26 protein-coding genes are annotated in these 24900 nt (G+C 64.8%); 15 read left to right on the top strand and 11 right to left on the bottom strand.

From position 1 onward, the window contains the following. Positions 1-75 precede the first annotated feature (75 nt). The 6 genes from asnB (at position 76) to CV_RS03885 (ending at position 6248) form a co-directional block, all read left to right on the top strand. Positions 76-1932 (top strand): asparagine synthase (glutamine-hydrolyzing), encoded by a 1857-nt coding sequence (gene asnB, locus CV_RS03910; protein WP_011134352.1) that lies wholly within the window; start codon positions 76-78, stop codon positions 1930-1932. A gap of 217 nt (positions 1933-2149) precedes the next feature. After that, positions 2150-2692 carry an iron transporter gene (locus CV_RS03905; protein ID WP_011134351.1) on the top strand — a complete coding sequence of 181 codons (543 nt, stop codon included), beginning with the start codon at positions 2150-2152 and terminating at the stop codon, positions 2690-2692. A gap of 99 nt (positions 2693-2791) precedes the next feature. Then, positions 2792-3127 carry a cupredoxin domain-containing protein gene (locus tag CV_RS03900; protein WP_011134350.1) on the top strand — a complete coding sequence of 112 codons (336 nt, stop codon included), beginning with the start codon at positions 2792-2794 and terminating at the stop codon, positions 3125-3127. 17 nt (positions 3128-3144) lie between these two features. Further along, complete coding sequence (locus tag CV_RS03895) at positions 3145-3969, top strand: FTR1 family iron permease (protein WP_043595454.1); 825 nt, start codon at positions 3145-3147, stop codon at positions 3967-3969. After that, positions 3966-5423, top strand: a complete 1458-nt coding sequence (locus CV_RS03890) for a 4Fe-4S binding protein (RefSeq protein WP_011134348.1) — start codon at positions 3966-3968, stop codon at positions 5421-5423. Before CV_RS03895 ends, CV_RS03890 begins: the two co-directional genes overlap by 4 nt. A gap of 60 nt (positions 5424-5483) precedes the next feature. Beyond that, positions 5484-6248: a substrate-binding periplasmic protein gene (locus CV_RS03885; RefSeq protein ID WP_011134347.1), complete on the top strand. Its 765-nt coding sequence runs from the start codon at positions 5484-5486 to the stop codon at positions 6246-6248. Here the strand turns inward: CV_RS03885 and ybaK are convergent. From ybaK to CV_RS03860, 5 genes are all read right to left on the bottom strand, one after another. Continuing rightward, entirely contained in the window at positions 6232-6711 is a 480-nt protein-coding gene (ybaK, locus tag CV_RS03880) for a Cys-tRNA(Pro) deacylase (RefSeq protein WP_011134346.1), read from the bottom strand. The two genes, CV_RS03885 and ybaK, sit on opposite strands and share 17 nt — an antisense overlap. Before the next feature lie 65 nt (positions 6712-6776). Then, positions 6777-7394, bottom strand: coding sequence for a sulfite oxidase heme-binding subunit YedZ (locus CV_RS03875; protein WP_011134345.1), 618 nt, complete (start codon positions 7392-7394; stop codon positions 6777-6779). Beyond that, positions 7394-8311 (bottom strand): protein-methionine-sulfoxide reductase catalytic subunit MsrP, encoded by a 918-nt coding sequence (gene msrP, locus CV_RS03870; protein ID WP_011134344.1) that lies wholly within the window; start codon positions 8309-8311, stop codon positions 7394-7396. The genes CV_RS03875 and msrP overlap by 1 nt, the downstream gene beginning before the upstream one ends. 84 nt (positions 8312-8395) lie before the next feature. Next, a complete protein-coding gene (locus CV_RS03865; RefSeq protein ID WP_011134343.1) occupies positions 8396-9316 on the bottom strand; it encodes a TIGR01212 family radical SAM protein in 921 nt (306 codons plus the stop codon). Positions 9317-9392: 76 nt separating this feature from the next. Continuing rightward, on the bottom strand, positions 9393-9575 hold the full coding sequence (locus CV_RS03860) for a protein MIGRI (protein WP_011134342.1): 183 nt from the start codon (positions 9573-9575) through the stop codon (positions 9393-9395). A gap of 161 nt (positions 9576-9736) precedes the next feature. Between CV_RS03860 and CV_RS03855 the strand changes: the two genes are divergently transcribed. The 4 genes from CV_RS03855 to CV_RS03840 all read left to right on the top strand — a co-directional run bounded on the left by CV_RS03855 (position 9737) and on the right by CV_RS03840 (position 13055). Then, positions 9737-10879 (top strand): homoserine O-succinyltransferase MetX, encoded by a 1143-nt coding sequence (locus CV_RS03855; RefSeq protein ID WP_011134341.1) that lies wholly within the window; start codon positions 9737-9739, stop codon positions 10877-10879. After that, positions 10876-11472 carry a methionine biosynthesis protein MetW gene (metW, locus tag CV_RS03850; protein ID WP_011134340.1) on the top strand — a complete coding sequence of 199 codons (597 nt, stop codon included), beginning with the start codon at positions 10876-10878 and terminating at the stop codon, positions 11470-11472. Before CV_RS03855 ends, metW begins: the two co-directional genes overlap by 4 nt. Positions 11473-11497: 25 nt before the next feature. Beyond that, a complete protein-coding gene (locus CV_RS03845; protein ID WP_011134339.1) occupies positions 11498-11686 on the top strand; it encodes a YqaE/Pmp3 family membrane protein in 189 nt (62 codons plus the stop codon). Between the two features lie 91 nt (positions 11687-11777). Further along, complete coding sequence (locus CV_RS03840; RefSeq protein WP_011134338.1) at positions 11778-13055, top strand: AmpG family muropeptide MFS transporter; 1278 nt, start codon at positions 11778-11780, stop codon at positions 13053-13055. A 20-nt stretch (positions 13056-13075) separates the two neighbouring features. Here the strand turns inward: CV_RS03840 and CV_RS03835 are convergent, their stop codons facing one another. From CV_RS03835 to polA, 6 genes are all read right to left on the bottom strand, one after another. Continuing rightward, a complete protein-coding gene (locus CV_RS03835; protein ID WP_043595449.1) occupies positions 13076-13498 on the bottom strand; it encodes a type IV pilin protein in 423 nt (140 codons plus the stop codon). Then, positions 13495-14130 carry a pilus assembly protein gene (locus CV_RS03830; protein WP_011134337.1) on the bottom strand — a complete coding sequence of 212 codons (636 nt, stop codon included), beginning with the start codon at positions 14128-14130 and terminating at the stop codon, positions 13495-13497. The genes CV_RS03835 and CV_RS03830 overlap by 4 nt, the downstream gene beginning before the upstream one ends. Beyond that, positions 14127-14996: a hypothetical protein gene (locus tag CV_RS03825; protein ID WP_147296166.1), complete on the bottom strand. Its 870-nt coding sequence runs from the start codon at positions 14994-14996 to the stop codon at positions 14127-14129. Before CV_RS03825 ends, CV_RS03830 begins: the two co-directional genes overlap by 4 nt. Continuing rightward, positions 14974-15468 (bottom strand): hypothetical protein, encoded by a 495-nt coding sequence (locus tag CV_RS03820; protein ID WP_043595444.1) that lies wholly within the window; start codon positions 15466-15468, stop codon positions 14974-14976. Before CV_RS03820 ends, CV_RS03825 begins: the two co-directional genes overlap by 23 nt. After that, a complete protein-coding gene (locus tag CV_RS03815) occupies positions 15455-15997 on the bottom strand; it encodes a GspH/FimT family pseudopilin (RefSeq protein ID WP_011134335.1) in 543 nt (180 codons plus the stop codon). The genes CV_RS03820 and CV_RS03815 overlap by 14 nt, the downstream gene beginning before the upstream one ends. Positions 15998-16178: 181 nt before the next feature. Further along, complete coding sequence (gene polA, locus CV_RS03810) at positions 16179-18965, bottom strand: DNA polymerase I (RefSeq protein WP_011134334.1); 2787 nt, start codon at positions 18963-18965, stop codon at positions 16179-16181. A 13-nt stretch (positions 18966-18978) separates the two neighbouring features. Here polA and CV_RS03805 point away from each other — a divergent pair, with 13 nt between their 5' ends. The 5 genes from CV_RS03805 to CV_RS03785 all read left to right on the top strand — a co-directional run bounded on the left by CV_RS03805 (position 18979) and on the right by CV_RS03785 (position 24890). After that, positions 18979-19707 (top strand): TIGR00730 family Rossman fold protein, encoded by a 729-nt coding sequence (locus tag CV_RS03805; RefSeq protein WP_011134333.1) that lies wholly within the window; start codon positions 18979-18981, stop codon positions 19705-19707. 287 nt (positions 19708-19994) lie between these two features. Further along, complete coding sequence (locus CV_RS03800; RefSeq protein WP_011134332.1) at positions 19995-20327, top strand: DUF2782 domain-containing protein; 333 nt, start codon at positions 19995-19997, stop codon at positions 20325-20327. Between the two features lie 10 nt (positions 20328-20337). Next, a complete protein-coding gene (locus tag CV_RS03795; RefSeq protein WP_011134331.1) occupies positions 20338-21279 on the top strand; it encodes a homoserine kinase in 942 nt (313 codons plus the stop codon). A gap of 156 nt (positions 21280-21435) precedes the next feature. After that, positions 21436-21708, top strand: coding sequence for a hypothetical protein (locus tag CV_RS22690; RefSeq protein WP_011134330.1), 273 nt, complete (start codon positions 21436-21438; stop codon positions 21706-21708). 320 nt (positions 21709-22028) lie between these two features. After that, complete coding sequence (locus tag CV_RS03785) at positions 22029-24890, top strand: YjbH domain-containing protein (protein WP_011134329.1); 2862 nt, start codon at positions 22029-22031, stop codon at positions 24888-24890. Positions 24891-24900 lie beyond the last annotated feature (10 nt).

The following is a 24900-nucleotide window of genomic DNA, read 5'->3' as shown; positions in this document are numbered from 1 at the left end:
TACTGCGCGGCATTGAAACCCAAGCGGGACGCCGGGCACAGGCTGGCGTTCCGCGCATTCGGAAGCGCAGTCATCATGTGTGGAATCGCCGGCTTCTTCTCGCGCCGCCCCGTCAATCCCGCCGTCCCGCAAGCCATGCTGGACGAGCTGCATCGCCGCGGGCCGGACGATGCCAGCCGCCTGCTGCTGGATTCGGAGCTGAACCCGGCCGATGGCGGCGCCATCCACAACGCGATGCTGCATGCCCGGCTCGCCATCGTCGATCCGCGCCCGGTCGCCAACCAGCCGATGGCCAGCGATGACGGCCAGGTCTGGATCTGCTACAACGGCGAGGTCTACGACTGGGAAATCGGCAAGGCCGAGCTGGAAGCCGGCGGCGCCGTTTTCCGCACCCATTCCGACACCGAATTCATCCTGCGCGGCTACCAGGCCTGGGGCATCGAAGGCTTGCTGGAACGGCTGCGCGGCATGTTCGCCTTCGCCATCCTGGACAAGCGCTGCGAAAAGGTCCATCTCGCCCGCGACCGCATGGGCGAAAAACCGCTGCTGTACTCGCTGCAGGACGGCGACTTCGCCTACGGCTCGCTGGTGCGCGCGGTACTGCCCTTCCTGCCGGCCGACAAGCGGGCTTTCAGCCCCGCGGCGATAGACGCCTATCTGGCCCACCGCTACATCCCGTCGCCGGCCACCGTGTTCAGCCATATCAACCGGCTGGAGAACGGCTACCGGCTGGAATTCGACCTGAATACCCGCCAGTTGACCAAACAGCGCTACTGGCAGCCGAAGGCGGAGTCCGGCGACTGGCTGCCGGAGCTGGATCGCGCGGTGGCGATGCGCACCGTGGCCGACCGTCCGCTGGGCGTGCTGCTGTCCGGCGGCATCGACTCCACCGTGATCGCCAGCCGGCTCGCCATCCAGCAGCTGACCCAGTTCTCCAGCTTCACCGCCGCCTTTCCCGGCTCCACGCTGGACGAATCCGGCGACGCCGCGGATTCCGCGCGGCGCATGGGCCTGCCCAATGTCAGGGTGGACATGCCGGAAAACCTGGCCGCCGATTTCGAGCGCATCGTCGCCGACCTGGACCAGCCCTTCGCCGATCCGTCCAGCTTCCCCACCTGGTATCTGGCGCGCGAAGTCACCAAGCATGTCAAGGTGGTGCTGGTGGGCGACGGCGGCGACGAACTGCTGGCCGGCTACAAGCGCATGGGCAAGCATCTGCGCACCCGCTGGCGGCAAAACATCCGCCTGCCGCTGCCGATCAAGCCGCAGCTGGACAGCAAGCGTGGCAAGCTGGCCACCGAGCTGGCGATGGACTGGAAGAGCGCCTATTCGCTGCGCTTCTCCGGCTTCACGCCGGGACAGCGCAGCTTTCTGCAAGGCGGGCGCAAGCTGGAGAAACTGTGCCACTGGCGCGCGCCCGACGACATCGGCCCGGAGCCCGGCGACGGCTCGCCCGGCCTGCACCAGCTGCTGGAGCTGGACTTCGCCAACTACCTGCCCGATTACATCCTGCAGAAGTCCGACCTGTGCACGATGGCGCATGGCCTGGAAGGCCGCGCGCCGCTGCTGGACCACGGCTTCTACCAGCGCCTGCTGAGCACCTCCGCAGCCGAGCGCTACACCCGCCCGGCCAAGCTGATCTTCCGCCGCGCCATCCACCCGGCGCTGCCGACCGACTTCTTCCAGCGCAAGAAGCGCGGCTTCAATCCGCCCTTGTCCGGCTGGCTGAAAACCAGCCTGGCGCCGCGCTTCGACGGCCTGGGCTCGCGGCTGGCCGAGGCCAGCGGCGGCCAGCTGGACGCCGGAGCCGTGGACGCCTTCGCCCGCGCCTATCGCGACGGCGCCGGCCATCTGGCCGAGCAGATGCTGCAGCTGCTGATCCTGGACGAGAGCCTGACGCAGCTGCGCCGGCTGTGCCGCGAGCTGGGTTGATTATTGCCTTTTCGGCCCGGCCTGCGCCGGGCTAGCCTCTCTTTCCGACCGAGAAAATACATCCGGGACCGCATTGGAATCACGAATTGACGAAGTCATACAAATTCATGATTTTCCTGCCCATTCCCAGACGATGCAGGTTTGCAAACGATAATTACTAGCATTATCATGTGCTTCACAGGCCGGTATCTCAGCCCTAATTTATAAGGAAAACATGATGCGTCGCTTTGTCTGCCAGCTGGCTGTCGCCAGCATCGCCCTGTCCGCCTCCTTCGCCGCCATGGCCAAGGAATACCCGATCGGCAAGCCCGCCCTGAAAAACGGCATGGAAATCGGCGCGGTCTACCTGCAGCCGACCAAGATGGAGCCGGATGGCATGATGCTGAAGCCGGAGGCGTCGGACATCCACCTGGAAGCCGACATCCACGCCACCAAGAACAACCCGAACGGCTTCGAGGAAGGCGCCTGGATGCCCTATCTGGTGGTCAAGTACGAACTGACCAAGGTGGGCGGCAAGACCCAGAAAGGCGAACTGATGCCGATGGTGGCCAACGACGGCCCGCACTACGGCGACAACATCAAGCTGCAAGGCCCGGGCAAGTACAAGCTGAAGTACACCATCATGCCGCCGACCGCCAACGAGCATGCCCACTTCGGCCGCCACGTGGACAAGGAAACCGGCGTGGCCGCCTGGTTCAAGCCGTTCGATCTCAACTACGAGTTCACCTTCGCCGGCATCGGCAAGAAGGGCGGCTACTGATCCGCATAGTGAGAATGTAAACGCAAAGCATTCTTGACTGCGATACAATGAAACGGCGCGGGCCTGCCGCGCTGTTTCTCATTCGGAACCCTGCTAACCATGACTGTTCTGCGCCTGATGGCCGCCGCCCTGCTGGCCGGCCTGCTCTCCTCCCCGGCCTTTGCCGAAGACATGCCGGTGTTCAAGCTGCAAATGAAAGACGGGCAGCTGATTCCCGCCCGACTGGTGGTGCCGGCCGGCAAGAAATTCAAGATCGAAGTGATGAATATCGGCAAGACGCCCGCCGAGTTCGAAAGCACGCCGCTGCGCAAGGAAAAGGTGCTGGGCCCCGGCGCCGAGTCCTTCCTGGTGTTCCAGCCGCTGTCGCCCGGCGAATACAAGTTCTTCGACGAATTCCACATGAAGACCGGCCAGGGCGTCATCGTCGCCAAGTAACACAGAGGTAAACGCGAATGGGACAGGTACTCTTCATCGTCTGGCGCGAAAGCGTCGAGGCGCTGCTGGTGGTCGGCATCCTCAATGCCTGGATGAACCACAATCCGGCCGGCCGCGCCGGCAAACCCTGGCTGTGGGGCGGCGTGGCGCTGGGCCTCGCGATGGCGATCGCGCTGGCGGTGGCGCTGTTCACCGCCGGCAGCCTGATGGCCGGCGCCCAGGATTACTTCCAGACCGGCATGGTGTTCATCGCCGCAGCGCTGATCGTGCAGATGGTGCTGTGGATGCGCGAGCACGGCCGCACGCTGAAAAAGGAACTGGAAAGCGGGCTGTCCGAGAAAGCCGCCAGCAACAACTGGTGGGGCGTGACCGTGCTGGCCGCGCTGGCCATCGCCCGCGAGGGCAGCGAGACCGTGGTCTTCCTGTACGGCATGCTGGCCGAAGCCGGCGGCATGGAGCTGGCCCGGATGGGCGCCGCCGGCCTGGTCGGCCTGCTGCTGGCCTTCCTCACCTTCTACCTGCTGCAACTGGGCGGCAAGGTGCTGTCATGGCGGCTGTTCTTCCGCGTCACCGAGATCATGCTGCTGCTCCTGGGCGCTTCGCTGTTCCTGTCCGGCGTGGAGAAGCTGATCTCGATGGACGTGCTGCCGGCGCTGGTGGACCCGCTGTGGGACAGCTCGGCGCTGCTTGACGACATGAGCCCCTTCGGCGGCGTGGTGGCGGCGCTGACCGGCTACCGCTCGCACCCGGCGCTGATGAGCCTGATCGCCTACGCGCTGTTCTGGGCGGCGATCTGGTCGCTGTTCCAGTGGCGCAACCGCCGCCTGGCCGTCGCCGCATGAAATCCGGCCGCGCCCAGCGCCCGCCGCAGCGGGTGATTCCCATCGCCGCAGCCTCCGGCGGCGGCTCCTGTAGCCCCGAGCGGCAGCCGCGCGGCCTGCTGGCGCTCGCGGGCATCTGGCTGCGCGACCACGCCTCGCTGCTGCGCAAGCTGCAGTGGGCGGTGGTGCTGGTTTACGCTTTCTTGCTGATCGTCCCCGCCTGCCTCTCGCTGCCGGAAGACACGGCAAGGATGTGGAACAACCTGACCATCTTCGCCCAGTTCGTGTTCTGGGGCATCTGGTGGCCGTTCGTGCTGCTGTCGATGGTGCTGTTCGGCCGCCTGTGGTGCGGGGTGCTGTGCCCCGAGGGCGCGCTGTCGGAATGGGCCGCGCGCAAGGGCATGGGCAGGCCGATCCCGCGCTGGATGCGCTGGGGAGGCTGGCCTTTCGTCGCCTTCGTGCTGACCACGGTCTACGGCCAGCTGGTCAGCGTCTACCAATACCCGAAAGCCGCGCTGCTGGTGCTGGGCGGCTCCACCGTGGCCGCCGTGGCCATCGGCTTCGTCTACACCCGCGGCAAGCGCGCCTGGTGCCGCCACCTGTGTCCGGTCAACGGCGTGTTCGGTCTGCTATCCAAGCTGGCGCCGCTGTACTACCGCGTCGACGAGGCCGCCTGGAAGCGCTCGCAATCCGCCCACGAACGCACGCCGGCGGTCGACTGCGCGCCGCTGCAACCCTTGCGCCACATGCAGGGCGGCAGCGGCTGCCATATGTGCGGCCGCTGCAGCGACCACCGCGGCGCGATCGAACTCAGCCTGCGCTCGTCCAGCGACGAAGTGGTCCGCGTGGCGGAGAAAGAGGCCGACGGCTGGCAAACCGCGCTGATCGCCTACGGCCTCTTGGGCGTGGCGATGGGCGCCTTCCACTGGACGGTCAGCCCCTGGTTCGTGGCGCTGAAGCAGGCGGCGGCCGAATGGCTGGTGGACCGCGACATCATGTGGCCGCTGGACACCGAGGCCCCGTGGTGGCTGCTCACCCACTATCCGCAGCACAACGATGTGTTCTCCTGGCTGGACGGCGCGTCGCTGATCGCCTACGTCGCCGCCACCGCGCTGGTTCTCGGCACCGGCATCCTGGCCTCGCTCGCCCTTTCGGTGGCGGTCTCCGGCGGCTGGCGCACGCAGCGTCTGCATCATCTGGCGCAGGCGCTGATCCCGCTGGCCGGCTGCGGCGTCTTCCTCGGCCTGTCGGCGCTGACGGTGACGCTGCTGAAGGCCGAAGGCTTCGGCATGCACTGGGTCAACGACGCCCGCCTGGCGCTGCTCGCCGGCGCCAATCTGTGGGCGCTGCATCTGGCGCGCCGCATCCTGGCGCGCTGGAACGGCGGCCTGCGCCGCTGGATCGCGCTGTTGCCGTTCTGCGGCGCGCTGGCGCTGGTCGACTGCGCCTGGGGCTTCATGTTCTGGTGGTGGTAAAACCTTGGTGGGGGGATGGCGCTGTGCGATAACTACAGTGTCCCCCCGCTAGGAAAAGCCATGTGGCGTCTACTGCTACCCGCTCTCGCCTTGTGCTTGGCCTGCCGCGCCCAGGCCGCCGAGCTGACAGTGGACCTCGCCAGCGGGGAGTGGCCACCTTACGTGTCGCAACAGCTGCCGGAACAGGGCGTGTACACCGAGATCGTCCGCGAAGCCTTTCGCCGCGCCGGCTACCAAGTCCGCATTTCCTTCCAGAGCTGGCCGCAGACGGAGCTGCTGACCAAGTCCGGCAAGGCCGCCGCCGCCTTTCCCTATCGCCCGACGCCCGAGCGGGAAAAGGATTTCGACTTTTCCGCTCCGCTGATGCATTCCACCAGCTACCTGTTCTATCACAAGCCCCATCAGCCGAATCCGCCGCAGCCCTTCAAGTCGCTGGACGAATTGCGCGGCTATCGCGTCGCCATCCAGCTGGGCTACTGGTATCTCCCGTTGTTCCAGCGCCACCGGCTGAACACGCTGATGACCAGCGACGAGGTCAACGCGCTGCGGCAGCTCTACCTGGGGCATCTGGACCTGGTTCCCATGGTGCTGGAGCGCGGGCTGTACCAGATCCACAGCGTCTTCCCCGGGCGCGAGAAGGAGTTCGGCTACATTCCGACGCCGCTCGACAAAGAGACGCCGCTGGCGCTGATGTTCTCGCGCAGCTACCCGCAAGCGACGCGGATACGCGACGACTTCGGCCGGGCGCTGGGGCAGATGGAAAAGGACGGCAGCCTGAATGCGATCTACCAGCGCAACTTCCCCGACACTACGCCGCCGCGCTGACCAGCGTCGGGCTCAACACCCGGATCACGTCCCGCGGGCTCACGCCGACCAGGAAGCCGCGCTTGCCGCCATTGATGTAGATGACCGGCAATTCCGCGATGCTGGCCTCCATGTACACCGGCATCGCGTGGCGGGTGCCGAAGGGACTGGTGCCGCCCACCTGATAGCCGCTGTGCTTGTCCGCGGTCTTGGGGTCGCAGGGGTGGACTTTCTTGGCGCCGATCTGCTTGGCCAGCATGCCGGTGCCGACCTCGCGGTCGCCGTGCATCAGCACGATCAGCGGACGCTTGTTCTCGTCCTCCATGATCAGCGTTTTCACCACCGCGTGCTCGTCGACGCCCAGCTCCCGCGCCGACACCGTGGTGCCGCCCTTTTCCTCGTACTTGTACAGGTGTTCGGTGTAATCGACCTTGTGCTCGCGCAGCACGCGGATGGCCTGGGTGACGGGAGCCTTGCTGGACATGACGTTCTTTCCGATACAAAACGCCACACTTTAAAACCCGCCCGCCCCCTTGCCAAGCGGCGGGATCAAGCCTTGCGCGCGCGCCACCACGCGCGCAGGCCCAGCAAGCCGACCAGCACGGCGGCGTAGATCAGTGGCTGGGTGATGTCCTTCTTCACCAGCCACCAGTAATGGACCACCGCCAGCACCGCCACCGGGTACACCAGCCGGTGCAGCTTGCCCCAGTTGCGCTTCAGACGCCGCATCCAGCCCTGGGTGGAGGTCAGCGCCAGCGGCGACATCAAGACGATGGCGGCGAAGCCGACGGTGATGAACGGCCGCTTGGCGATGTCCTTCAGGATGTGCGGCCAGTCGAAGAACTGGTCCAGCCAGACATAGGTGGTGAAGTGCAGGCTGGCGTAGAAGAAGGCGAACAGGCCCAGCATGCGCCGGCATTTCAGCGGCCAGGCCTGGCCGCTGAGACGACGCAGCGGCGTCATGGACAGCGTGGCCAGCAGCCACACCAGCGTCCAGGTGCCGGTGGAGCGGGTGATGAACTCCACCGGGTTCACCGCTTCGCCCATGAGCACGATCCACGCCGCGCGCGCGAGCGGCAGCAGGCAGGCGATGAACAGCAAGACCTTGCCGACGGCAAGCCGGCGTTCGGCCGGAATGGCGGGAAATCTCATGCGCAGCGTCGTCATCAAAAGTTCTTCCTCAGGTCCATGCCGCGGTACAGCCCGGCCACCTGCTCGGCGTAGCCGTTGAACGGCAGCGTCTTGCGTTTGAAGAACTCGCCGATGCGGCGCTCGGAAGCCTGGCTCCAGCGCGGGTGGTCGACATCCGGGTTCACATTGGAATAGAAGCCGTACTCATGGGCGTTGGCCATATTCCAGCTGGTGGCCGGCATCGTTTCCTGCAGCCGGATGCGGACGATGGACTTGATGCTCTTGAAACCGTATTTCCACGGCACCACCAGCCGGATCGGCGCGCCGTTCTGATTGGGCAGCGCATTGCCGTACAGGCCGACGGCGAGAATGGCCAGCGGATGCATCACCTCGTCGATGCGCAGGCCTTCGCGGTACGGCCAGTCCAGCACCGCCTGGCGCTGGCCCGGCATTTCGCTGGGCCGCTGCAGGGTCTCGAACGCCACGTACTTGGCACGCGAGGTGGGGTTCATCTGCTTGATCAGGCTGGCCAGCGGAAAGCCCACCCAGGGAATCACCATGCTCCAGCCTTCGACGCAGCGCAGCCGGTAGACGCGCTCCTCCAGCGGAAATTTCAGCAGCTCCTCGATAGAGAAGCGGCGCGGCTTGGCCACTTCGCCGTCCACCAGCACGCTCCACGGCCGGGCGCGCAGCGTGTGCGCGTTCTCCGCCGGATCGGACTTGTCGGTGCCGAACTCGTAGAAATTGTTGTAGCTGGTGATGTCCTTCAGGCTGTTGGGCTTGTCGTTGGCGGCCAGCTGCGACAGCGGGCTCTTCTTGGCGGCCAGCCCGGCCAGCGTCTCGGCCGACAGCAGCAGGCCGGCGGCGCCGGCCATGAATTGGCGGCGGTTGAAATACACCGATTCGCTGGTGATTTCCGACGGCAAATGGTCGGCGGGTTTCCTGATCAACATGGCGGCTCTCCTGTCGTTTCCATTTGGTCGGATGACCTTCCGGATTCTGACAGTAGCGCATGCAAACAGTTTTTCCAGCCCGTGTTATTCAGGCCTCCAGCTTCGGCCGAGCGCGCTGCCCTGCCCGCCGTCCCGCGCCAGCCGCTCGCCTATCGCCTGCAGCGCCGCCCAGCGCGGCCCGCACCAGTCGGGCGCGATCAGAGTCGGCGCCTGGGCGGTGGCCGAGATGCGGTGGTAGACGATTTCAGGCGGCGTGCGGCGGATCAGGTCGGCGGCGAGGCCGGCGTAGGCGTCCAGGCTCATCGGCGTCACTTCGCCGCGCCGGTATTGCGCCGCCATCCGGCTGCCGCGCACGATCATCAGCGGATGCAGCTTCAGCCCCTCCACGCCGATGTCCAGCACGGCGCGCAGGGTCGAATGGACATCATCCGCGTCCTCGCCCGGCAGGCCGGCGATCAGGTGGGCGCATACCTTGAGGCCGCGCGCATGGGCGCGGGCGACGGCGTCGCGGTAGTCGGCCAGCCCGTGGCCGCGGCGGATCCGCGCCTGGGTGCGGTCGTGCGCGGTCTGCAGGCCCAGCTCCAGCCACACCTCGGCGCCGCCAGCCTGGTACGAGGCCAGCAGGTCCAGCGCCGCGTCCGGCACGCAGTCCGGCCGGGTGCCGACGCACAAGCCGGCCACGTCGGCAGCCGTCATCGCCTCGTCGTACAGCGCGCGCAGCGTCTCCACTTCGGCATAGGTGCTGGTATAGGCCTGGAAATAGGCGAGATACTTGCGGGCGCGGCCGGTCTTTTCCTTTTCCCGCGCGATCTGCTCGGCGATGGACAGGCTGGCGGCCTCCCGGCCGAAGCTGCGCACATCGCAGAAGGTGCAGCCGCCGCGCCCCAGCGTGCCGTCGCGGTTGGGACAGGTGAAATCGCCGGCCAGCGACAGCTTGTGCACAGTCTCGCCGAAGCGTCGTTTCAGGTAATGGCCGAAGGTGTGGAGGTGGCGGGTAAGATCCATCGGGCTGCAGACAAAAGTCCGCAGTCTAGCGCGGCGGCGCCGGCGGCAAAATGCGCCGGATCAAGGACTTGTCGATTCAGATGTTCCGCCAGCCCAGCCAGTAAAGCACGCAGAACAGGCCGGCGCTGACCAGCAGCGCGATGGCCAGCGCGGAAACGAGCTCGTGCACGTTGCGGCGCTGGCTGGGCTTGAGGAACCAGCGGGCGACCGCCCAGGCCAGCAGGCACAGCACGAAGAATTTGAACAGGCGTCCGAACATGATGGGGACCGTGGCGGGAACCCGGCCGATTATCCCGGCGCGCCATACTCCCGCGCAAGCTTATGTTATGGATATAATCGACCGGTAGCCGCAGGAGACCGCATCCAGACCAGCCCCGGCAGAGGGCGGCGGACGCGGACAAATAGAAGAGGCAAGCACCCATGACCGACACCAACTGTTCGGTAGGCATCGTCGCGGCCCAGGATGCCGCGTTCGACATTCCCCTGCCGCTCGCCAGCGGCGCCGCGCTGCCGGGCTATCAGCTGCGTTTCGAGACCTACGGCAAACTCAACGCCGACAAGAGCAACGCCATCCTGATCTGCCACGCATTGTCCGGCCACCACCATGTCGCCGGCTATTACCGCGCCGACGACAAGACCCCGGGCTGGTGGGACAATATGATCGGCCCCGGCAAGCCGATCGACACCCGCCGCTTCTTCGTGGTCGGCGTCAACAACCTGGGCGGTTGCCACGGCAGCACCGGCCCGTCCAGCGTCAACCCGGCCACCGGCCAGCCGTGGGGCTCGGCCTTTCCGGTGATGACGGTGCCGGACTGGGTGACCTCGCAGGCGCGCCTGGCCGACCGGCTCGGCATTGAACGCTGGGCGGCGGTGATAGGCGGCTCGCTGGGCGGCATGCAGGCGCTGCACTGGAGCATCGCCTATCCGGAACGCGTCGCGCACGCGCTGGTGATCGCCTCCGCGCCCAAGCTGTCGGCGCAGAACATCGCCTTCAACGACGTCGCGCGCCAGGCCATCCTCACCGACCCGGACTTTTGCGGCGGCGACTTCTACCAGCAGGGCACCATCCCCCGCCGCGGCCTCAGGCTGGCGCGGATGCTGGGCCACATCACCTATCTGTCCGACGATGGCATGGGCGAGAAATTCGGCCGCATGCTGCGCTCGGGGGAATACCGCTTCGGCTACGACGTGGAGTTCGAGATCGAGAGCTACCTGCGCTACCAAGGCGACAAGTTCTCCGATTACTTCGACGCCAACACCTATCTGCTGATGACCAAGGCGCTGGACTACTTCGACCCCGCCGCCGCGCACGGCGGCGACCTGGCCGCCGCGCTGAAGCCGGCGCAGGCGGCGTTCATGGTGGCCAGCTTCACCAGCGACTGGCGCTTCTCGCCGGAGCGCTCGCGCGAGACGGTGAAGGCGCTGATCGCCGCCGGCAAGCGCGTCAGCTACGCCGAGATCGAGTCGGTGCACGGCCACGACGCCTTCCTGATGACCGACCAACCGTATGTGGACCTGATGCGCGCCTACCTGGACCGCGTGGCCAAGGAGGTGAACGCATGAACGCCATCCAGACTCTCCGCTCCGACCTCAGGCTGATCGCCGACTGGATCGCCCCGCACAGCCGGGTGCTGGACCTGGGCTGCGGCGACGGCAGGCTGCTGGCGGCGCTGCAGCAGGACAAGCAGGTGCTGGGTTACGGCGTGGACTTCGACGTCGCCAACGTGGTGCGCTGCGTCGCCGCCGGCGTCAACGCGGTGCAAGGCGACCTGGAAACCGGCCTCGCCGAATTCGGCGACCAGCGCTTCGACCACGTGGTGCTGTCGCAGACGATACAGGCGATGCGCCACACCGAGGCCATCCTCAACGAGATGCTACGCGTCGGCCGCGAGGCCATCGTCACCTTCCCCAATTTCGGCTACTGGCAGAACCGGCTGCAGATCCTGCAGGGCCACATGCCGGTGTCCGACACCATCCCCTACCAGTGGTACGACACCCCCAACATCCACTGGTGCATGCTGGGCGACTTCGAGGAACTCTGCGCCAAGAACCGCATCCGAGTGGTTCAGAGGGTGGTCATGGACAAGGGCAAACAGGTATCCTTGCTGCCTAACCTGCGCGGCAGCCTGGCGTTTTACCGGGTGGCCCGCGGCTGACCCCGCCTCGCACAAGGAGAGACGCATGCGCCTGTTGCTGGCCATTTTCCTGCCCTGGCTGCAGTTCTTCACCATAGGCCGACCGTTCGCCGGACTGATCTGCCTGGTCCTGCAGCTGACGCTGATCGGCTGGCTGCCGGCCGCGCTGTGGTCGGTGTACGCGCTCAGCCAGTACAAGACCGACCAAAAGATAGCGCAGGCGCTGCGGCGCTGAAACCGCCCCCGACGGGCTCCGCGCCCGCCTCCGCCGACCTCCGCCCGCCCGCAAGCGCGGGCGGCCCGTCCACCACCACGACAACAAGCACATGACCCTGGCCACCATCAACTGGCGGCGCGACGTGTTCTCGCGCACCATGCTCGTCTGCGTGTTCACCGGCTTCGCCTCCGGCCTGCCGCTGTACACCCTGATCAATTTGCTGCCGGCCTGGCTGCGCAGCGAAGGCGTCGATCTCAAGTCCATCGGCCTGTTCGCGCTGATCGGCCTGCCCTACACCTGGAAATTCCTGTGGTCGCCGCTGCTGGACCGTTTCGCGCTGCCGCTGCTGGGCCGCCGCCGCGGCTGGATGCTGGCCACCCAGCTGGCGCTGCTGGCCGGCCTCGCGCTGCTCGGCCTATTTGATCCGCGAGAGGACATCTGGAGCATCGCCGGCCTGGCGCTGGCGGTCGCCTTCTTCTCCGCCAGCCAGGACATCGTGCTGGACGCCTTTCGCCGCGAGATTCTCAGCGACGCCCAGCTCGGCCTCGGCAATACCGTCCACATCAACGCCTACCGGCTGGCCGGCCTGGTGCCGGGCTCTCTGTCGCTGATCCTGGCCGACCACCTGGACTGGGCCAGCGTGTTCGTGGTCACCGCGCTGTTCATGCTGCCGGGCGCGCTGATGACGCTGATGGTGAAGGAGCCGGCGCTGGCCTCGGGCAGCCCGAAAACGCTGCGCGAGGCGGTGGTGGAGCCTTTCCACGAATTCCTCACCCGCCAGGGCTGGCAAGGCGCGCTGTGGATACTGGGCTTCATCTTCCTGTACAAGCTGGGCGACAGCATGGCCACCTCGCTGGCCACGCCGTTCTATCTCGACATGGGCTACGCCAAGTCGCAGATCGGCCTGGTGGCCAAGCACGCGGCGCTGTGGCCTGCCGTGGCCGGCGGCTTGCTCGGCGGGCTATGGATGATCAAGCTGGGCATCAACCGAGCGCTGTGGGCCTTCGGCGTGGTGCAGGTGGTGTCGATACTCGGCTTCGCCTGGCTATCCAGCTACGGCCGCTTCGACAACATCGGCGCGTCCGAGCTTTCCATGCTGGCGGTGGTGATCGGCTTCGAGGCGCTGGGCGTAGGCCTCGGCACCGCGGCCTTCGTCGCCTTCATCGCCCGCAGCACCCACCCGGCCTACACCGCCACCCAGTTCGCGCTGTTCACCAGCCTGGCCGCGGTGCCGCGCACGCTGGCTAACGCCGCCACCGGCTACATCGTCGACTCGGTGGGTTGGACCTCGTTCTTCTTCCTGTGCACGGCGCTGGCCCTGCCCGGCATGATGCTGCTGGTACGGGTGGCGCCCTGGGGCGACGATCCCGCGCCGGAAAAAGCCTGAGAACGCGCCGCCGGCTCCGGCTACAGCCGGCAGTTCTCGACGCCGTCCTCCTGCCGGCACTGGCGGATATTGCCATCCTGGTCCAGCTTCAGCAGCCATTCCTCGAGGCCCGATCCCGTCTTGGCACGGGCCTCGATGATGAAGCTGGCCTGGTCGATATTGTCCGACGTCGGCGCCGCGCTGCTGAAGCCGATCACGAAAGCGCCGGTTTCCAGCACCGGCAAAGGCGGCCAGGATAGCGGCCCTTCCTGGTGGTAAACGCCGCGCAACTGGTACCAGCGCTGCATGAAATGGCCATTCTCCATCAATGCCGCCCTGGCCTCCGCCATCCGCGCCCGCTGCAGATACTGCAGGTATCCCGGCACGGCCAGCGTCAGCAAGATGGCCAAAATGGCCATGCAGCCGACCAGCTCCAGCAGGCTGAACCCCCGTTTCCGCTTCATTCCCCCACCTCCCGCCAGTCCAGCCGCCGGCCTTCGGCCACGCCCTCGCCGACCCGGTACCAGCTTTGCAGCGTCACCTCGCTCTGCGGATGCCGGCCCCAGGCGCGCACCGTGATCCGGTACAGCCTGTCGCCGGCCGACTCGCCGAAGCGAGGGTCGATCAGCTCCACCACGTAGCGCGGATTGGCCCAGTTGAGCGCGCCGCCGCGCACCCGCTGCGGGCAGGCCGTCTGCGACGGGCCCGGCTCCAGCGCGTACTCGCGGCTGTTGCCGCAAGGATGGAGCAGCGACTGGCCGCCCACTTGGCGCCGGTGAGGCGGCACCATCGGCTCGCACAAGCCCTTGCCTTCGATCCCGTCGCAGCTGGGCGGAAACAGGCGCCCCTCCCCGTACAGCCGCGCCGGATCCACGGCGTCCAGCCCCAGGCGGCGGTCCATCCGCCACACCCATTGCTCGGCGCCCAGCAAGGCCTGGCGCGCCTGCGTCTCTGCCCGCTGCCTGTCCTGGCTGTTGGATGCCAGCCGCGCCTCTCCGGCCAACTGCCGCGACGACGACAGCACCAGCAACCCCAGCACCGCCAGCAGCGACATCACCAGCGGCAACGCGCCTCCCGCCTGACGAGTCCTGCTCATGGCGATGCCTCGCAGGATGCCGCCGGCTCCAGCGCAAGATCCAGGCTGGACAGGCTCACCTCATCCTCCTTGTCGTCGGGATACCACTCCAGGATCAGGCGGGCGGCCTGCGGCGACAGGCCTGCGGGCCACTCGGACGCCTCGCGCCAACTCCAGCGGACCGCCTCGCCGCAACCATCCCGCATCAGTAACTGCAGGCCCAGCCGCTTGACGCCCTCCAGCAACACCCGCTCCTCGCCGTCCGCCACCCCGCCCTCCGTCTCACTCGCCAACAAGCGCTGGCCGCGCGCGTCCGGCGCCAACCGGTACCGCCGCTCGCGAGGCAGCCACAGCTGCAGCGACGACAAATGCACGCCCTCCGCCCCCGGCGCGACCGGCAGCGGCGGCGTCAGCACCAATTCCGGCGCGCCGGCCCCGCCCTTCCAATGGGCACGCCCGCCCTGCAACGCATAGCCGCCGCCGCAACTGCCCAGCCAGACGCGGGACCACGGCCGCCAGGCCTCGGACCGTTGCCGCGCCAGCTGCACGCTGGCCAGATCGTCTCCGGACCGGCCGGCGCGCACGATCTCCAGTTCCCGTCCCGGCAGTCGCAGCCGCCATTCTCCAGCCGCAAAATCGCCTGCCCGCCATGGCAGAAGCCGGCAGCCCGAACGCCCATGGCCGGCCAGGTCGCGCGCCAACTGCCTCAGCGCCCAGCGCGCGTCGTGACTCCGCGCCAGCCTGTGCTCGGCGACACGCACGCTGCGCTGCACCGCGGCCAATGCCGCCACCGACAGCGCCAGAACCAGCGAGGTCAACGCCACCGCCAGCAAAATGCCCAGCAGCAAGGCGCCGCGCTGCCGCCTAGGGCCGCAACGGCCAGACACCGGCCTGCTCCCGCCATTTCCCGTCCAGCCGGCTGCGCCATGCCACCCGTATCGCCAGCTCGCCCTTGCCGTCGCAGCCAGGCTTGTCCAGCGTCGGCCGCACCCGGCTGTCGCCGCGGCACACGACGCCGCGCGCCTGCTCGCTCCGGCCCGCCAGGCGCAGCTCGCGCTTGAAGCGGGCGAGATTGGCGTCGGCCAGTTGCTGCGCCGTGCAGCCGGCCACGCAGTCGCCGCCAGCCGAATGATCGTCATAGCCCTGTTCCAGGTATAGCGGCCACAGCTTGTCAGGACTTGCCAGGATGGCATTGGCGAGATTGCCGGCGGCATCGGCGATGCGCCCCTCCAGCTCCGCTTCGCGCGCATGCAGCAAGGCGCGCGCCTGGACGCCGCTGAAGGCCAGCACCGCCATCATCCAGATCAACAGCGCCACCAGCGCCTCGACCAGGCTGAATCCGCGCTCAGGCGCACGCATCGCCCACCTCCGCCAGCCAGGCCCGCCCATTGGCCGCCACGGTCAGCGCCAGGCACTGGCTGCGGCCGCTCAGGACAAAACGCACTGGCCGCGACGACTGCAGCCGCCCCTCGGCCGTCAACGCCAACTGCCGCTCCTCCGCGCGCACCGCCACCCTGTCGCCATCAAACATCGCCAGGCGCAGGCGTTCGCCGCCGTCGTAGTAAGCGTTTGCCGCGCCCTGGTCCGCGTAGACCAGCACGCCCTCCGGCCAGGACTGGCTGCTGCCGGCCTGCCGCGGCAGGCAGCCCTGCAGCTCGCGATTCACTTTCAGGTTGGCGGCGCACAGGTATACCGGCCGGTTGAGCCGCAATGCCTCCGCGCGCGCATGCTCCAGGCTGCCCATCAGCGCCATCGCATGGCCGCGCAGCCGCTGCCGTTCCATTTGCTGGCCGAGCATGGGCAAGGCCAGGCAGGCACCGACGGCGGCGATCGCCAGCGCGGCCATCATTTCCAGCAAGGTCAGTCCAGCCTGAAGCGGCCTGCCCATCGCATGCTCCATTCGGATATGGGGAGTCGCCAGTCTGAAAGCGCCGACGCCGGCGCCAGGCGCACCCTGTACCAAAGCCGGAGCCGCCGCGCGGCGCCCATATCCGAAAGTGCAGGTCCGCGCTGACGCAAAAACAAAACGGCGCCGAATGGCGCCGTTCCGGACGGATGCGATGGGCGCGTCAGTGCGCGGCTTCCCAGCTGTCGCCGGCCCCGACCTCGGCCAGCAGCGGCACTTTGAGCTCGGCCGCGCCGGCCATGATTTCCGGCAGCCGGCGCTTGACCTGCTCCAGCTCGGCCTGCGGCACTTCCAGCACCAGTTCGTCGTGCACCTGCATGATCAGCTTGCTCTGCAAGCCGTCGCGCTCCAGCCAGTCCTGCACGGCTATCATCGCCAGCTTGATCAGGTCGGCGGCGGTGCCCTGCATCGGCGCGTTGATCGCCGCGCGCTCGGCGCCGGCGCGCCGGCCCGGGTTGCTGAGCTTGATGTCCGGCAGGTACAGCCGGCGGCCGAACACCGTCTCCACATAGCCCTGCTCGCGCGCCTTCTCGCGCGTGGCCTGCATGTATTCGGCCACGCCCGGGTAGCGCATGAAGTAGCGGTCGATGTATTGCTGGGCGGCGCTGCGCTCGATGTCGAGCTGGGCGGCGAGTCCAAACGCGCTCATGCCGTAGATCAGGCCGAAGTTGATCGCCTTGGCGGCGCGGCGTTGGTCGGACGTCACCGCCGCCAGCTCCACGCCGAACACCTCGGCCGCGGTGGCGCGGTGGATGTCCTCGCCGCTGGCGAAGGCCTTCAGCATGCCTTCGTCGTCGGACAGGTGGGCCATGATGCGCAGTTCGATCTGCGAATAGTCGGCCGAAACGATCTGCCAGCCGGCCGGCGCGATGAAGGCCTCGCGCACGCGGCGGCCCTCGGCGGTGCGCACCGGAATGTTCTGCAGGTTCGGATCGTTGCTGGCCAGCCGTCCGGTGATCGCCACTGCCTGTGCATAAGTCGTGTGCACGCGGCCGGTCTGTGGATAAATCAGCGTCGGCAGCTTGTCGGTGTAAGTCGACTTCAATTTGGCCAGCCCGCGGTATTCCAGGATGCACTTCGGCAGCGGATGATCCAGCGCCAGTTGCTCCAGCACCGACTCATCGGTGGAGTAACCGCCCGACGGCGTTTTCTTGACGCCCTTGGTCGGGATCGCCAGCTTGCCGAACAGGATTTCCTGCAGCTGCTTCGGCGAATTCAGGTTGAACGGCTGGCCGGCCAGCTCGTAGGCCCGCTGTTCCAGCTCCAGCATCTGACTGCCCAGCTGGTGGCTCTGCGCGGCCAGTTTGTCGCGATCTATCAGCACGCCGTGGCGTTCCATCTTGAACAGCACCTCGGCCACCGGCAGCTCGATGTCGCGGTAAACTTTTTCCAGATCGCCGAAGAGCTGCCCGGCGAAGAACTGGTTCAAGCGCAGCGTGATGTCGGCGTCCTCGGCCGCGTAATTGGCGGCGATGTCGACGTCGACCTCGCTGAAGCCGATCTGCTTGGCGCCCTTGCCGCAAATCTCTTCATAACTGACGGTGTTCTCGCCCAGATGGCGGCGCGCCAGGTCGTCCATATTGTGGCGCTGGTGGCTTTCCAGCACGTAGGAGGCCAGCATCGAATCGTCTGCGATGCCGGCGAGGGCGATGCCGTGGTTGGCCAGCACGTGGCAGTCGTATTTCAGGTTCTGCCCGCACTTCTTCTTGCTTGCGTCCTCCAGCCACGGCTTGAGCTTGGCCAGAGCCGCCTCCAGCGGCAGTTGCTGCGGCGCGCCGGCGTAATGGTGCTCCAGCGGCAGGTAGGCGGCATGGCCGGCCTCCACCGAGAAGCTGACGCCGACGATGCGCGCCTGCATCGGATCGAGGCTGGTGGTTTCGGTGTCGAACGACACTACCTTGGCCGCCATCAGCCTTGCCAGCCAGGCGTCCAGTTGCGCTTCGGTGAGGATGGTTTCGTAATGGCGCTCCAGCGCGCCTGCGGACAGGGCTGGCGGTGCCGCAGGCGCGGCCGGTTCGGCGAACATGTCGCCCTGTGCCTCGCCGCCACGCGGCGCGTCCTCCCCGCGTTGCGCGACGGCCGGCATTTCCGCACCCTCGGTCACCTCGCGGTAGAAGGTGCGGAAGCCCAGATCCTGGAACAATTCGGCCAGCCGCGGCTTGTCCTTCTGGCCATGCTGCAGGCCCGGCAAGCCGTGCGGCAGGTCTGCCTCCAGATCGACGTCGCAATCGATGGTGATCAGCCGCCTGCCCATCGGCAGCCAGTCCAGCGCCGCGCGCAGGTTCTCGCCGACCTTGCCGCCGACGCTGCCCGCCTGGGCGATGATGGCGTCCAGGCTGCCGTACTCTTCCAGCCATTTGACCGCGGTCTTCGGCCCGCACTTGTCGACGCCGGGCACGTTGTCCACCTTGTCGCCGATCAGGGTCAGGTAGTCGATGATCAGGCTGGGCGGCACGCCGAACTTCTCCTTCACGCCGGCCTCGTCCAGCAACTCGTTGGTCATGGTGTTGACCAAGGTGACGTCCGGCGTCACCAGCTGCGCCATGTCCTTGTCGCCGGTGGAGACGATCACCTTCATGCCGGCCGCCGCCCCCAGGCGCGCCAGCGTGCCGATCACGTCGTCGGCCTCCACGCCCGGCACCACCAGCATCGGCCAGCCGGAAGCTTGCACCACATCGTGGACCGCCGTAATCTGGGAAGCAAGCTCCTCGGGCATCGACGGGCGGTTGGCCTTGTATTCGGGGTACAGGTCGTCGCGGAAAGTCTTGCCCTTCGCGTCGAAGACGCAGGCGCTATAATCGAACTCAACCTCTTTCTCCAGCCGCCTGAGCATGTTGACCATGCCATAGACAGCCCCCACCGGGCGGCCATCCGGAGAACGCAAATCGGGCATCGCGTGAAAGGCGCGGTACAAATAAGAAGAGCCGTCGATCAATAACAATGTTTTCATAAGAGGCAGAAGTATGAGCTTGTCCGATAAGTTACCGCAGACCAGCGATCGTCACGCCATGATGCAGCGCTTCCGTTCGCGCGAAGCCTGGCACGTGATGAAGATACTGTCGGAGTTTGTCGAGTCGGCCGAGGAACTGCAAGGCATCACGCCGGCCGTCAGCATATTCGGCAGCGCGCGCACCCCGCGCGACCACAAGTATTACAAACTGACCGAAGACGTGGCCCGCCGCCTGTCCGACTCCGGTTTCTCTGTGATATCCGGCGGCGGCCCCGGCATCATGGAAGCCGCCAACAAGGGGGCATTCTACGGCAGAAGTCCGTCCGTTGCGCTGAACATCGTGCTGCCGCACGAACAGAAACCCAACGATTACCAAGACCTGGCGGTCAAGTTCAACCACTTCTTCAGCCGCAAGGTGATGTTCGTCAAGCACGCGATCGCCTATGTGGTGATGCCCGGCGGCTTCGGCACGCTGGACGAGATGTTCGAGGCGCTGACGCTGATCCAGACCGGCAAGAGCCGCAAGATTCCCATCATCCTGTGCTGCCACGAATTCTGGGCGGGCCTGCTCGACTGGGTCAAGGAACGGCTGGTCAGCGAAGGCATGATCAATCCGGACGACCTGAACCTGATCCAGCTGATCGACGATCCGCAGCAAATCGTCGACACCATTTTCAAACACTACGAGACCCGCGGCTTCGAAGCGTTGCCCGAAGAGCGCGAGCAACTGCTCAACCTGTAGAACCCATTTACGATCTTTTCCCGGACGCGGCGCTTTTCCGCCGGATGCGGGGCGCGGAAATCGCCCCGCCGCAGTATCATTCACAACGCGGGGCATCAGGCAGAGCCATGCGCCGGCCAAAAGCGGCCGCGAAGGGCAGTCCTGCCGGCAGGCCATCCGCCGGACTCGGCCTTGGCATCGCCAGACCCTGCGCGCTCCAACTTGCATCCGGTCCTCTGGCAGGACCGGGTCGCCCGTGGAAAAATCGAAACCGAACTCGAAAACCGCATACCGAATAAGGACAAACCATGCGCCGCCTCACCGCCCTGCTTCTCCTCCTGCCGCTGGCCTCCGCCCTGGCCGCCGAGGCGCCCGCCTCCCCGCCCAAGGCTGTGGTGCCGCCTCCGCCTGCGATCAGCCCCGCCAACGCCGCCGAGCCGGAACCGGAAGTGCGCCTGATCCAGAAGGGCGACGAGAAGGTCGAGGAATACCGCCTGAACGGCCAGCTGTACATGATCAAGGTGACGCCGTCCCATGGCGTGCCTTATTACCTGATAGACGACAACGGCTCCGGCAACATGAGGCAGATCGACCCTGCGACCCGCATCGTGATCCCCCGCTGGGTCCTGGTTCGATTCTGACGGAGGCGGCATGTCGGTTTACACCACGGTCAGCCGGGAATCGTTGCAACACTGGCTGCAGGGCTACGCGCTGGGGCAATTGCTTGAGCTGAAAGGCATTGCGGCGGGCATCACCAATACCAACTACTTCGTCACCACCACGCATGGCCGCTACGTGCTGACGCTGTTCGAAACGCTGCATCTGGACGAGTTGCCCTACTACCTGACGCTGATGAGCCACCTGGCCAAACACGGCGTCGCCTGCCCTGCGCCAGTCGCCGACCACACCGACCGCTTCGCGTCGACGCTGGCCGGCAAGCCGGCCTGCCTGGTCAGCTGCCTCGGGGGACAAGACGTCAGCCACCCCAGCGCGGAGCAATGCCGCGCAGTCGGCGAAACGCTGGCCCAGATGCACAAGGCCGGCGCCACCTTCCCGCTGCAGATGAAGAACCCGCGCGGCCCGCGCTGGTGGAGCCGGACCGCGCAGCAGCTGTATCCGCAGCTGCCCGCCGATCAGGCCGAACTGCTGCGGGAGGAAATACAGTTCCAGGACAGTCACCGCTTCGATCACCTGCCCAGCGGCGTGATCCATGCCGACCTGTTCCGGGACAATGTTTTGTTGAATGGAAACCACATCAGCGGCTTCATCGACTTCTACTACGCCTGCAACGACATCCTGTTGTACGACGTGGCCATCGCGGTCAACGACTGGGCGCGGCTTGACGACGGCGAACTCGATGGCGGACTGGCCAAAGCCTTTCTCGAAGGCTATCAATCGGAAAGGCCGCTGGAAGCCGCCGAACGCGACTGCTGGCCTGTCATGCTCAGGGCCGCCGCGCTGCGCTTCTGGGTATCCCGGCTGCAAGATCTCTATCAGCCCGCGAGCGGCGAACTCACCTACACCAAGGATCCGGCCGTGTTCCAGAACCTGCTGCTGGGCCACCGCCTCCGGCAGGACTTCTGGCTGGACTAACACTGTCCGAAGGCCGTATTGCGCGAGTCGAGCCAGGAATTCACGATAACGTCATCTGGCTGATCTTGAAAAATGCGTGAGTTGGGATATCATGCAGGATGGAAGTACTTTATAACGAATTCCCTTGGTTCAACATAATCTAGCAAAGGATTCACCATGCTGCTGAAAAAAATCGCCGTCATCGCCCTCTCCTCCATGCTGGCTTCGTCGGCCTTTGCGGCTGAGGAAGCAGCAGCCACTTCTGCTGCAGGCTCATCGGCGGCGGGCACCACCAGCGCCGCTGCAGCCGGCGCTGCCGGCACCACCGCAGGCATCGCAGGCCTGAGCGTAGGCACCATCGCCGCCATCGGCGCCGCCGTCGCAGCAGCTGTTGCCGTCTCCAGCAACAGCAACTCCTCCTCGAGCCACTCTGCGGCAACCCACCACTAAGAGTGCCAATCACATTACAATGTGAGAATCACTCTAATAGTAAGCAAAGCAGGCGGACGAGGCTCCGCCTGTTTGGCTTTATTACACAAGATCACGAGGCGGCCACATATAAAAAGCATTATCCGCGGCCAGAAAAATATGATCATGCCATGCTTATCCGCAACAGGCCCCCAAATAGTCTCGACCACCTCGGATTCAATCCTAAAATACTGTTGACATGACCCAGACAAGGGTAGAATAGTTTTTCACCGTCATCGCCAAACTATAAGCTCTGAAATACAGGCAGTGCATCAAAGTTCAAAATAATCCGGGCCGTGCGAATGCATAAAAAATCCAGGAATGATCTGGTCACAGGGGTGTTGCAAAAAGGGGTTCCACTGCTATTTGCCTGTGGAGCATTGGCTCAGCCATCATTAAATGGCCAGATTGGCTATATCAATATGCCGTCTGCGCGTGTGGGCGATGACGGCACGATGAGCTTCGGCTACAGTTATGACAAGCCATACGGCACTCTCTGGACCTCGACCACCATACTGCCCTGGCTTGAGGTGTCGGGGCGCTACATCTCCATCGCCGGTGCACCAGGCTTTACCGATCAACAATATGGCGGTGGCTACGGTCGCTACAAAGACAAGGCCATCGATACTAAATTCCGGCTTGTAGAGGAGACCCGCTGGCTGCCGGAAATTTCACTTGGTTTCACTGACATCCAAGGCACTCGCCTATGGAAAGGCACGAACCTGATCGCCACTAAGCAAGTTCTCCCAGGTCTGGAGACGACGCTTGGCTACGGCTCGGGCCGCATTCAAGGCATGTTCGGCGGCCTGCGCTACACCCCTAGCTTTCTACCTAACTGGTCTCTGGTTGCAGAGTACGATGCCAATAATTACAGCCAAGATCCGCATCCATTTGTAGCACAGACATTTGCGACAGAATATCGAAAAAAGGGTCCTGCCATTGGCCTGGAATACCAATGGGGCTGGTTAGGGCTTCAAGTCGCTCGCCAGAAAACCCACAATAGCGTGAATGCGCATATCGACATTCCACTGAACGTAACCGAGTTTGTGCCCAAAATTCAGGAGCCTGCTTATTTCACAGGGGGCCCCGACCTCCCGACACGGCCGACGCTCGATCAATGGAAAGGCGATAGCAGCCGGGCTCGCCAGCTGGCCTCCGCACTGGGCAATCAAGATTTCAAGAATATCCGCATCGCCATGCAACGCGATACTTTGGTGATGGAGCTCGGCAATAGCCGGATATCGAACGTCGGCCGTGCAGTCGGCCGCGCAGTGCGGACCGCACTGTATTACGCTCCGCTGGAAACCCGTGAAATCAAAGTCGTGTATACCGAACTGGAGCAGCCGGTCGCTACCTATAACTTTTATGATATGACCACGCTCAATCAATATCTGCTGGGCAAGATCAATCGTGAGCGTTTCCTGCAAACCGTCAACATCAAATCTGGCCGCGACCAAGAGCTTGAGCCGCTGAACAGCCAAACCCTGGCGCAATCACTCCGCGATGGTATCAATGTCAACCTACTGACCAATCGCGACGGAGATTGGGTTCAAGTTACCAGCGACGATACCGAAGATAACCGCTTCCATCTGGCCCCCAAGCTGGGCGTCTATTTCAACGATCCTAGCGGTGCCTTCCACTATGACATCATGGCTGAGGCAACCTACAAACGACGTTTCAGCAAAGGCTTATACCTAGATAGCGCGTTAAGCGCAGATGTATATAACACCATCACGGCAGTCAAACAACCATCAAACAGTGATTTGCCTCATGTTCGGTCCGACATAGCGGACTATAAGCGAGTCAAGACACCCAAGCTGAACCGCCTATTGTTGAACCAGTACATGACGCTGTCGCCCAATGTCTACGCCCGCGCTTCCGCGGGCATCTATGAAGAAATGTTCCGCGGTGCTGGCGGTCAGGTTCTGTATTATCCTAGTTTCAACCAAAGCTGGGCGGTAGATTTGGCGGTGGACGCCTTGCAGCAACGTGATGTCAACGGCTGGTTCGGCAAGCGAGATTACCAAACCGTCACGGCAATTACGTCGCTGCACTACCAGTTGCCAATGGGTGTCACCACCACCGTCCGCGCCGGACGCTTCCTTGCCAAAGATGATGGCGTACGCTTCGAGCTATCTCGCCGCTTCCGTTCAGGTGTCGAAGCCGGCTTCTGGTATACCAAGACCAATGGCCATGACATCACCTCTCCGGGCACACCGGAGAAACCATACAATGACAAAGGGATATTCATCACCATCCCTCTCAATAGTCTGCTGACTTTCGACAGCCGTACCGTCGGCGGCTTCTCACTGTCGCCCTGGACACGAGATGTCGGCCAAATGGTCATGACTCCAGGCGATCTCTATGACATTCTCAGCAACCCCAAACGCGATATCCATGCCTACGATGGTCTGGGCAATTTCGCGGAACGCGCCGATGAACAGAATCTGCCACAAGTCACCTCGCCGCAACCCGACTATACACCTTGGCCAGTGATTCGAATGCGGCTGGAGGACTCCAGCAGTCAATGGCTAGAAATGGATAATAAGACTGCAGGGCTAGGGCTCGCGACAATTGCTGTCGCCACTGCCGCAGCCCTGGACAAACGGGTAGACCGCGCATTCAAGGACCACCAACAGAATAGCTTAGTAAAGAGTTGGGGCCAAGTTGGAAAGAATTTGCCTATTGCGACCGCTGCCCTTTCTGGCGCAGCGTTCGCTCTGGGAGATGATCGATTGAGCAACACGGGCCTGATTGCGCTGGAGTCAGCAGGTGTTGCAGTAGCGGGTAGCGAAATGTTGAAGTTTACCTCCAACCGCGCGCGCCCAGGAGATGACAACGCACCATGGCGTAGCCAGCCTGCAGGAACATCGCGTTGGCAAAGCAGCTTCACGTCCAATCACACGGCGATACTGTTCGCCACTGTTACACCATTCGCGAAGGAATACGACCAACCCTGGTTATACGGCATAGCCGCACTCGGCGCCGCAGGCCGACTGGCCAGCCAGGATCATTGGCTGTCCGACATCACCGCCGGCGGGATCCTAGGCTATGTCGCCGGCAATTGGCTCTGGCAGTCGCAACGCGACAATAGCCGCTATCAAAGCAATATAGTTGTTACCCCCAAGCAGGTTGGGGTGCAGCTCAACATTCCCATCCAATAAGTATTATAAA

Source organism: Chromobacterium violaceum ATCC 12472 (assembly GCF_000007705.1).
GTDB classification, from domain to species: Bacteria; Pseudomonadota; Gammaproteobacteria; order Burkholderiales; family Chromobacteriaceae; genus Chromobacterium; species Chromobacterium violaceum.
This window is presented reverse-complemented; position numbering and strand designations above follow the sequence as displayed.

Coding starts and splice junctions, on each gene's coding strand:
- asnB (WP_011134352.1), top strand. CDS start 76: ATGTGTGGAATCGCCGGCTTCTTCTCGCGCCGCCCCGTCAATCCCGCC.
- CV_RS03905 (WP_011134351.1), top strand. CDS start 2,150: ATGCGTCGCTTTGTCTGCCAGCTGGCTGTCGCCAGCATCGCCCTGTCC.
- CV_RS03900 (WP_011134350.1), top strand. CDS start 2,792: ATGACTGTTCTGCGCCTGATGGCCGCCGCCCTGCTGGCCGGCCTGCTC.
- CV_RS03895 (WP_043595454.1), top strand. CDS start 3,145: ATGGGACAGGTACTCTTCATCGTCTGGCGCGAAAGCGTCGAGGCGCTG.
- CV_RS03890 (WP_011134348.1), top strand. CDS start 3,966: ATGAAATCCGGCCGCGCCCAGCGCCCGCCGCAGCGGGTGATTCCCATC.
- CV_RS03885 (WP_011134347.1), top strand. CDS start 5,484: ATGTGGCGTCTACTGCTACCCGCTCTCGCCTTGTGCTTGGCCTGCCGC.
- ybaK (WP_011134346.1), bottom strand. CDS start 6,711: ATGTCCAGCAAGGCTCCCGTCACCCAGGCCATCCGCGTGCTGCGCGAG.
- CV_RS03875 (WP_011134345.1), bottom strand. CDS start 7,394: ATGACGACGCTGCGCATGAGATTTCCCGCCATTCCGGCCGAACGCCGG.
- msrP (WP_011134344.1), bottom strand. CDS start 8,311: ATGTTGATCAGGAAACCCGCCGACCATTTGCCGTCGGAAATCACCAGC.
- CV_RS03865 (WP_011134343.1), bottom strand. CDS start 9,316: ATGGATCTTACCCGCCACCTCCACACCTTCGGCCATTACCTGAAACGA.
- CV_RS03860 (WP_011134342.1), bottom strand. CDS start 9,575: ATGTTCGGACGCCTGTTCAAATTCTTCGTGCTGTGCCTGCTGGCCTGG.
- CV_RS03855 (WP_011134341.1), top strand. CDS start 9,737: ATGACCGACACCAACTGTTCGGTAGGCATCGTCGCGGCCCAGGATGCC.
- metW (WP_011134340.1), top strand. CDS start 10,876: ATGAACGCCATCCAGACTCTCCGCTCCGACCTCAGGCTGATCGCCGAC.
- CV_RS03845 (WP_011134339.1), top strand. CDS start 11,498: ATGCGCCTGTTGCTGGCCATTTTCCTGCCCTGGCTGCAGTTCTTCACC.
- CV_RS03840 (WP_011134338.1), top strand. CDS start 11,778: ATGACCCTGGCCACCATCAACTGGCGGCGCGACGTGTTCTCGCGCACC.
- CV_RS03835 (WP_043595449.1), bottom strand. CDS start 13,498: ATGAAGCGGAAACGGGGGTTCAGCCTGCTGGAGCTGGTCGGCTGCATG.
- CV_RS03830 (WP_011134337.1), bottom strand. CDS start 14,130: ATGAGCAGGACTCGTCAGGCGGGAGGCGCGTTGCCGCTGGTGATGTCG.
- CV_RS03820 (WP_043595444.1), bottom strand. CDS start 15,468: ATGCGTGCGCCTGAGCGCGGATTCAGCCTGGTCGAGGCGCTGGTGGCG.
- CV_RS03815 (WP_011134335.1), bottom strand. CDS start 15,997: ATGGGCAGGCCGCTTCAGGCTGGACTGACCTTGCTGGAAATGATGGCC.
- polA (WP_011134334.1), bottom strand. CDS start 18,965: ATGAAAACATTGTTATTGATCGACGGCTCTTCTTATTTGTACCGCGCC.
- CV_RS03805 (WP_011134333.1), top strand. CDS start 18,979: ATGAGCTTGTCCGATAAGTTACCGCAGACCAGCGATCGTCACGCCATG.
- CV_RS03800 (WP_011134332.1), top strand. CDS start 19,995: ATGCGCCGCCTCACCGCCCTGCTTCTCCTCCTGCCGCTGGCCTCCGCC.
- CV_RS03795 (WP_011134331.1), top strand. CDS start 20,338: ATGTCGGTTTACACCACGGTCAGCCGGGAATCGTTGCAACACTGGCTG.
- CV_RS22690 (WP_011134330.1), top strand. CDS start 21,436: ATGCTGCTGAAAAAAATCGCCGTCATCGCCCTCTCCTCCATGCTGGCT.
- CV_RS03785 (WP_011134329.1), top strand. CDS start 22,029: ATGCATAAAAAATCCAGGAATGATCTGGTCACAGGGGTGTTGCAAAAA.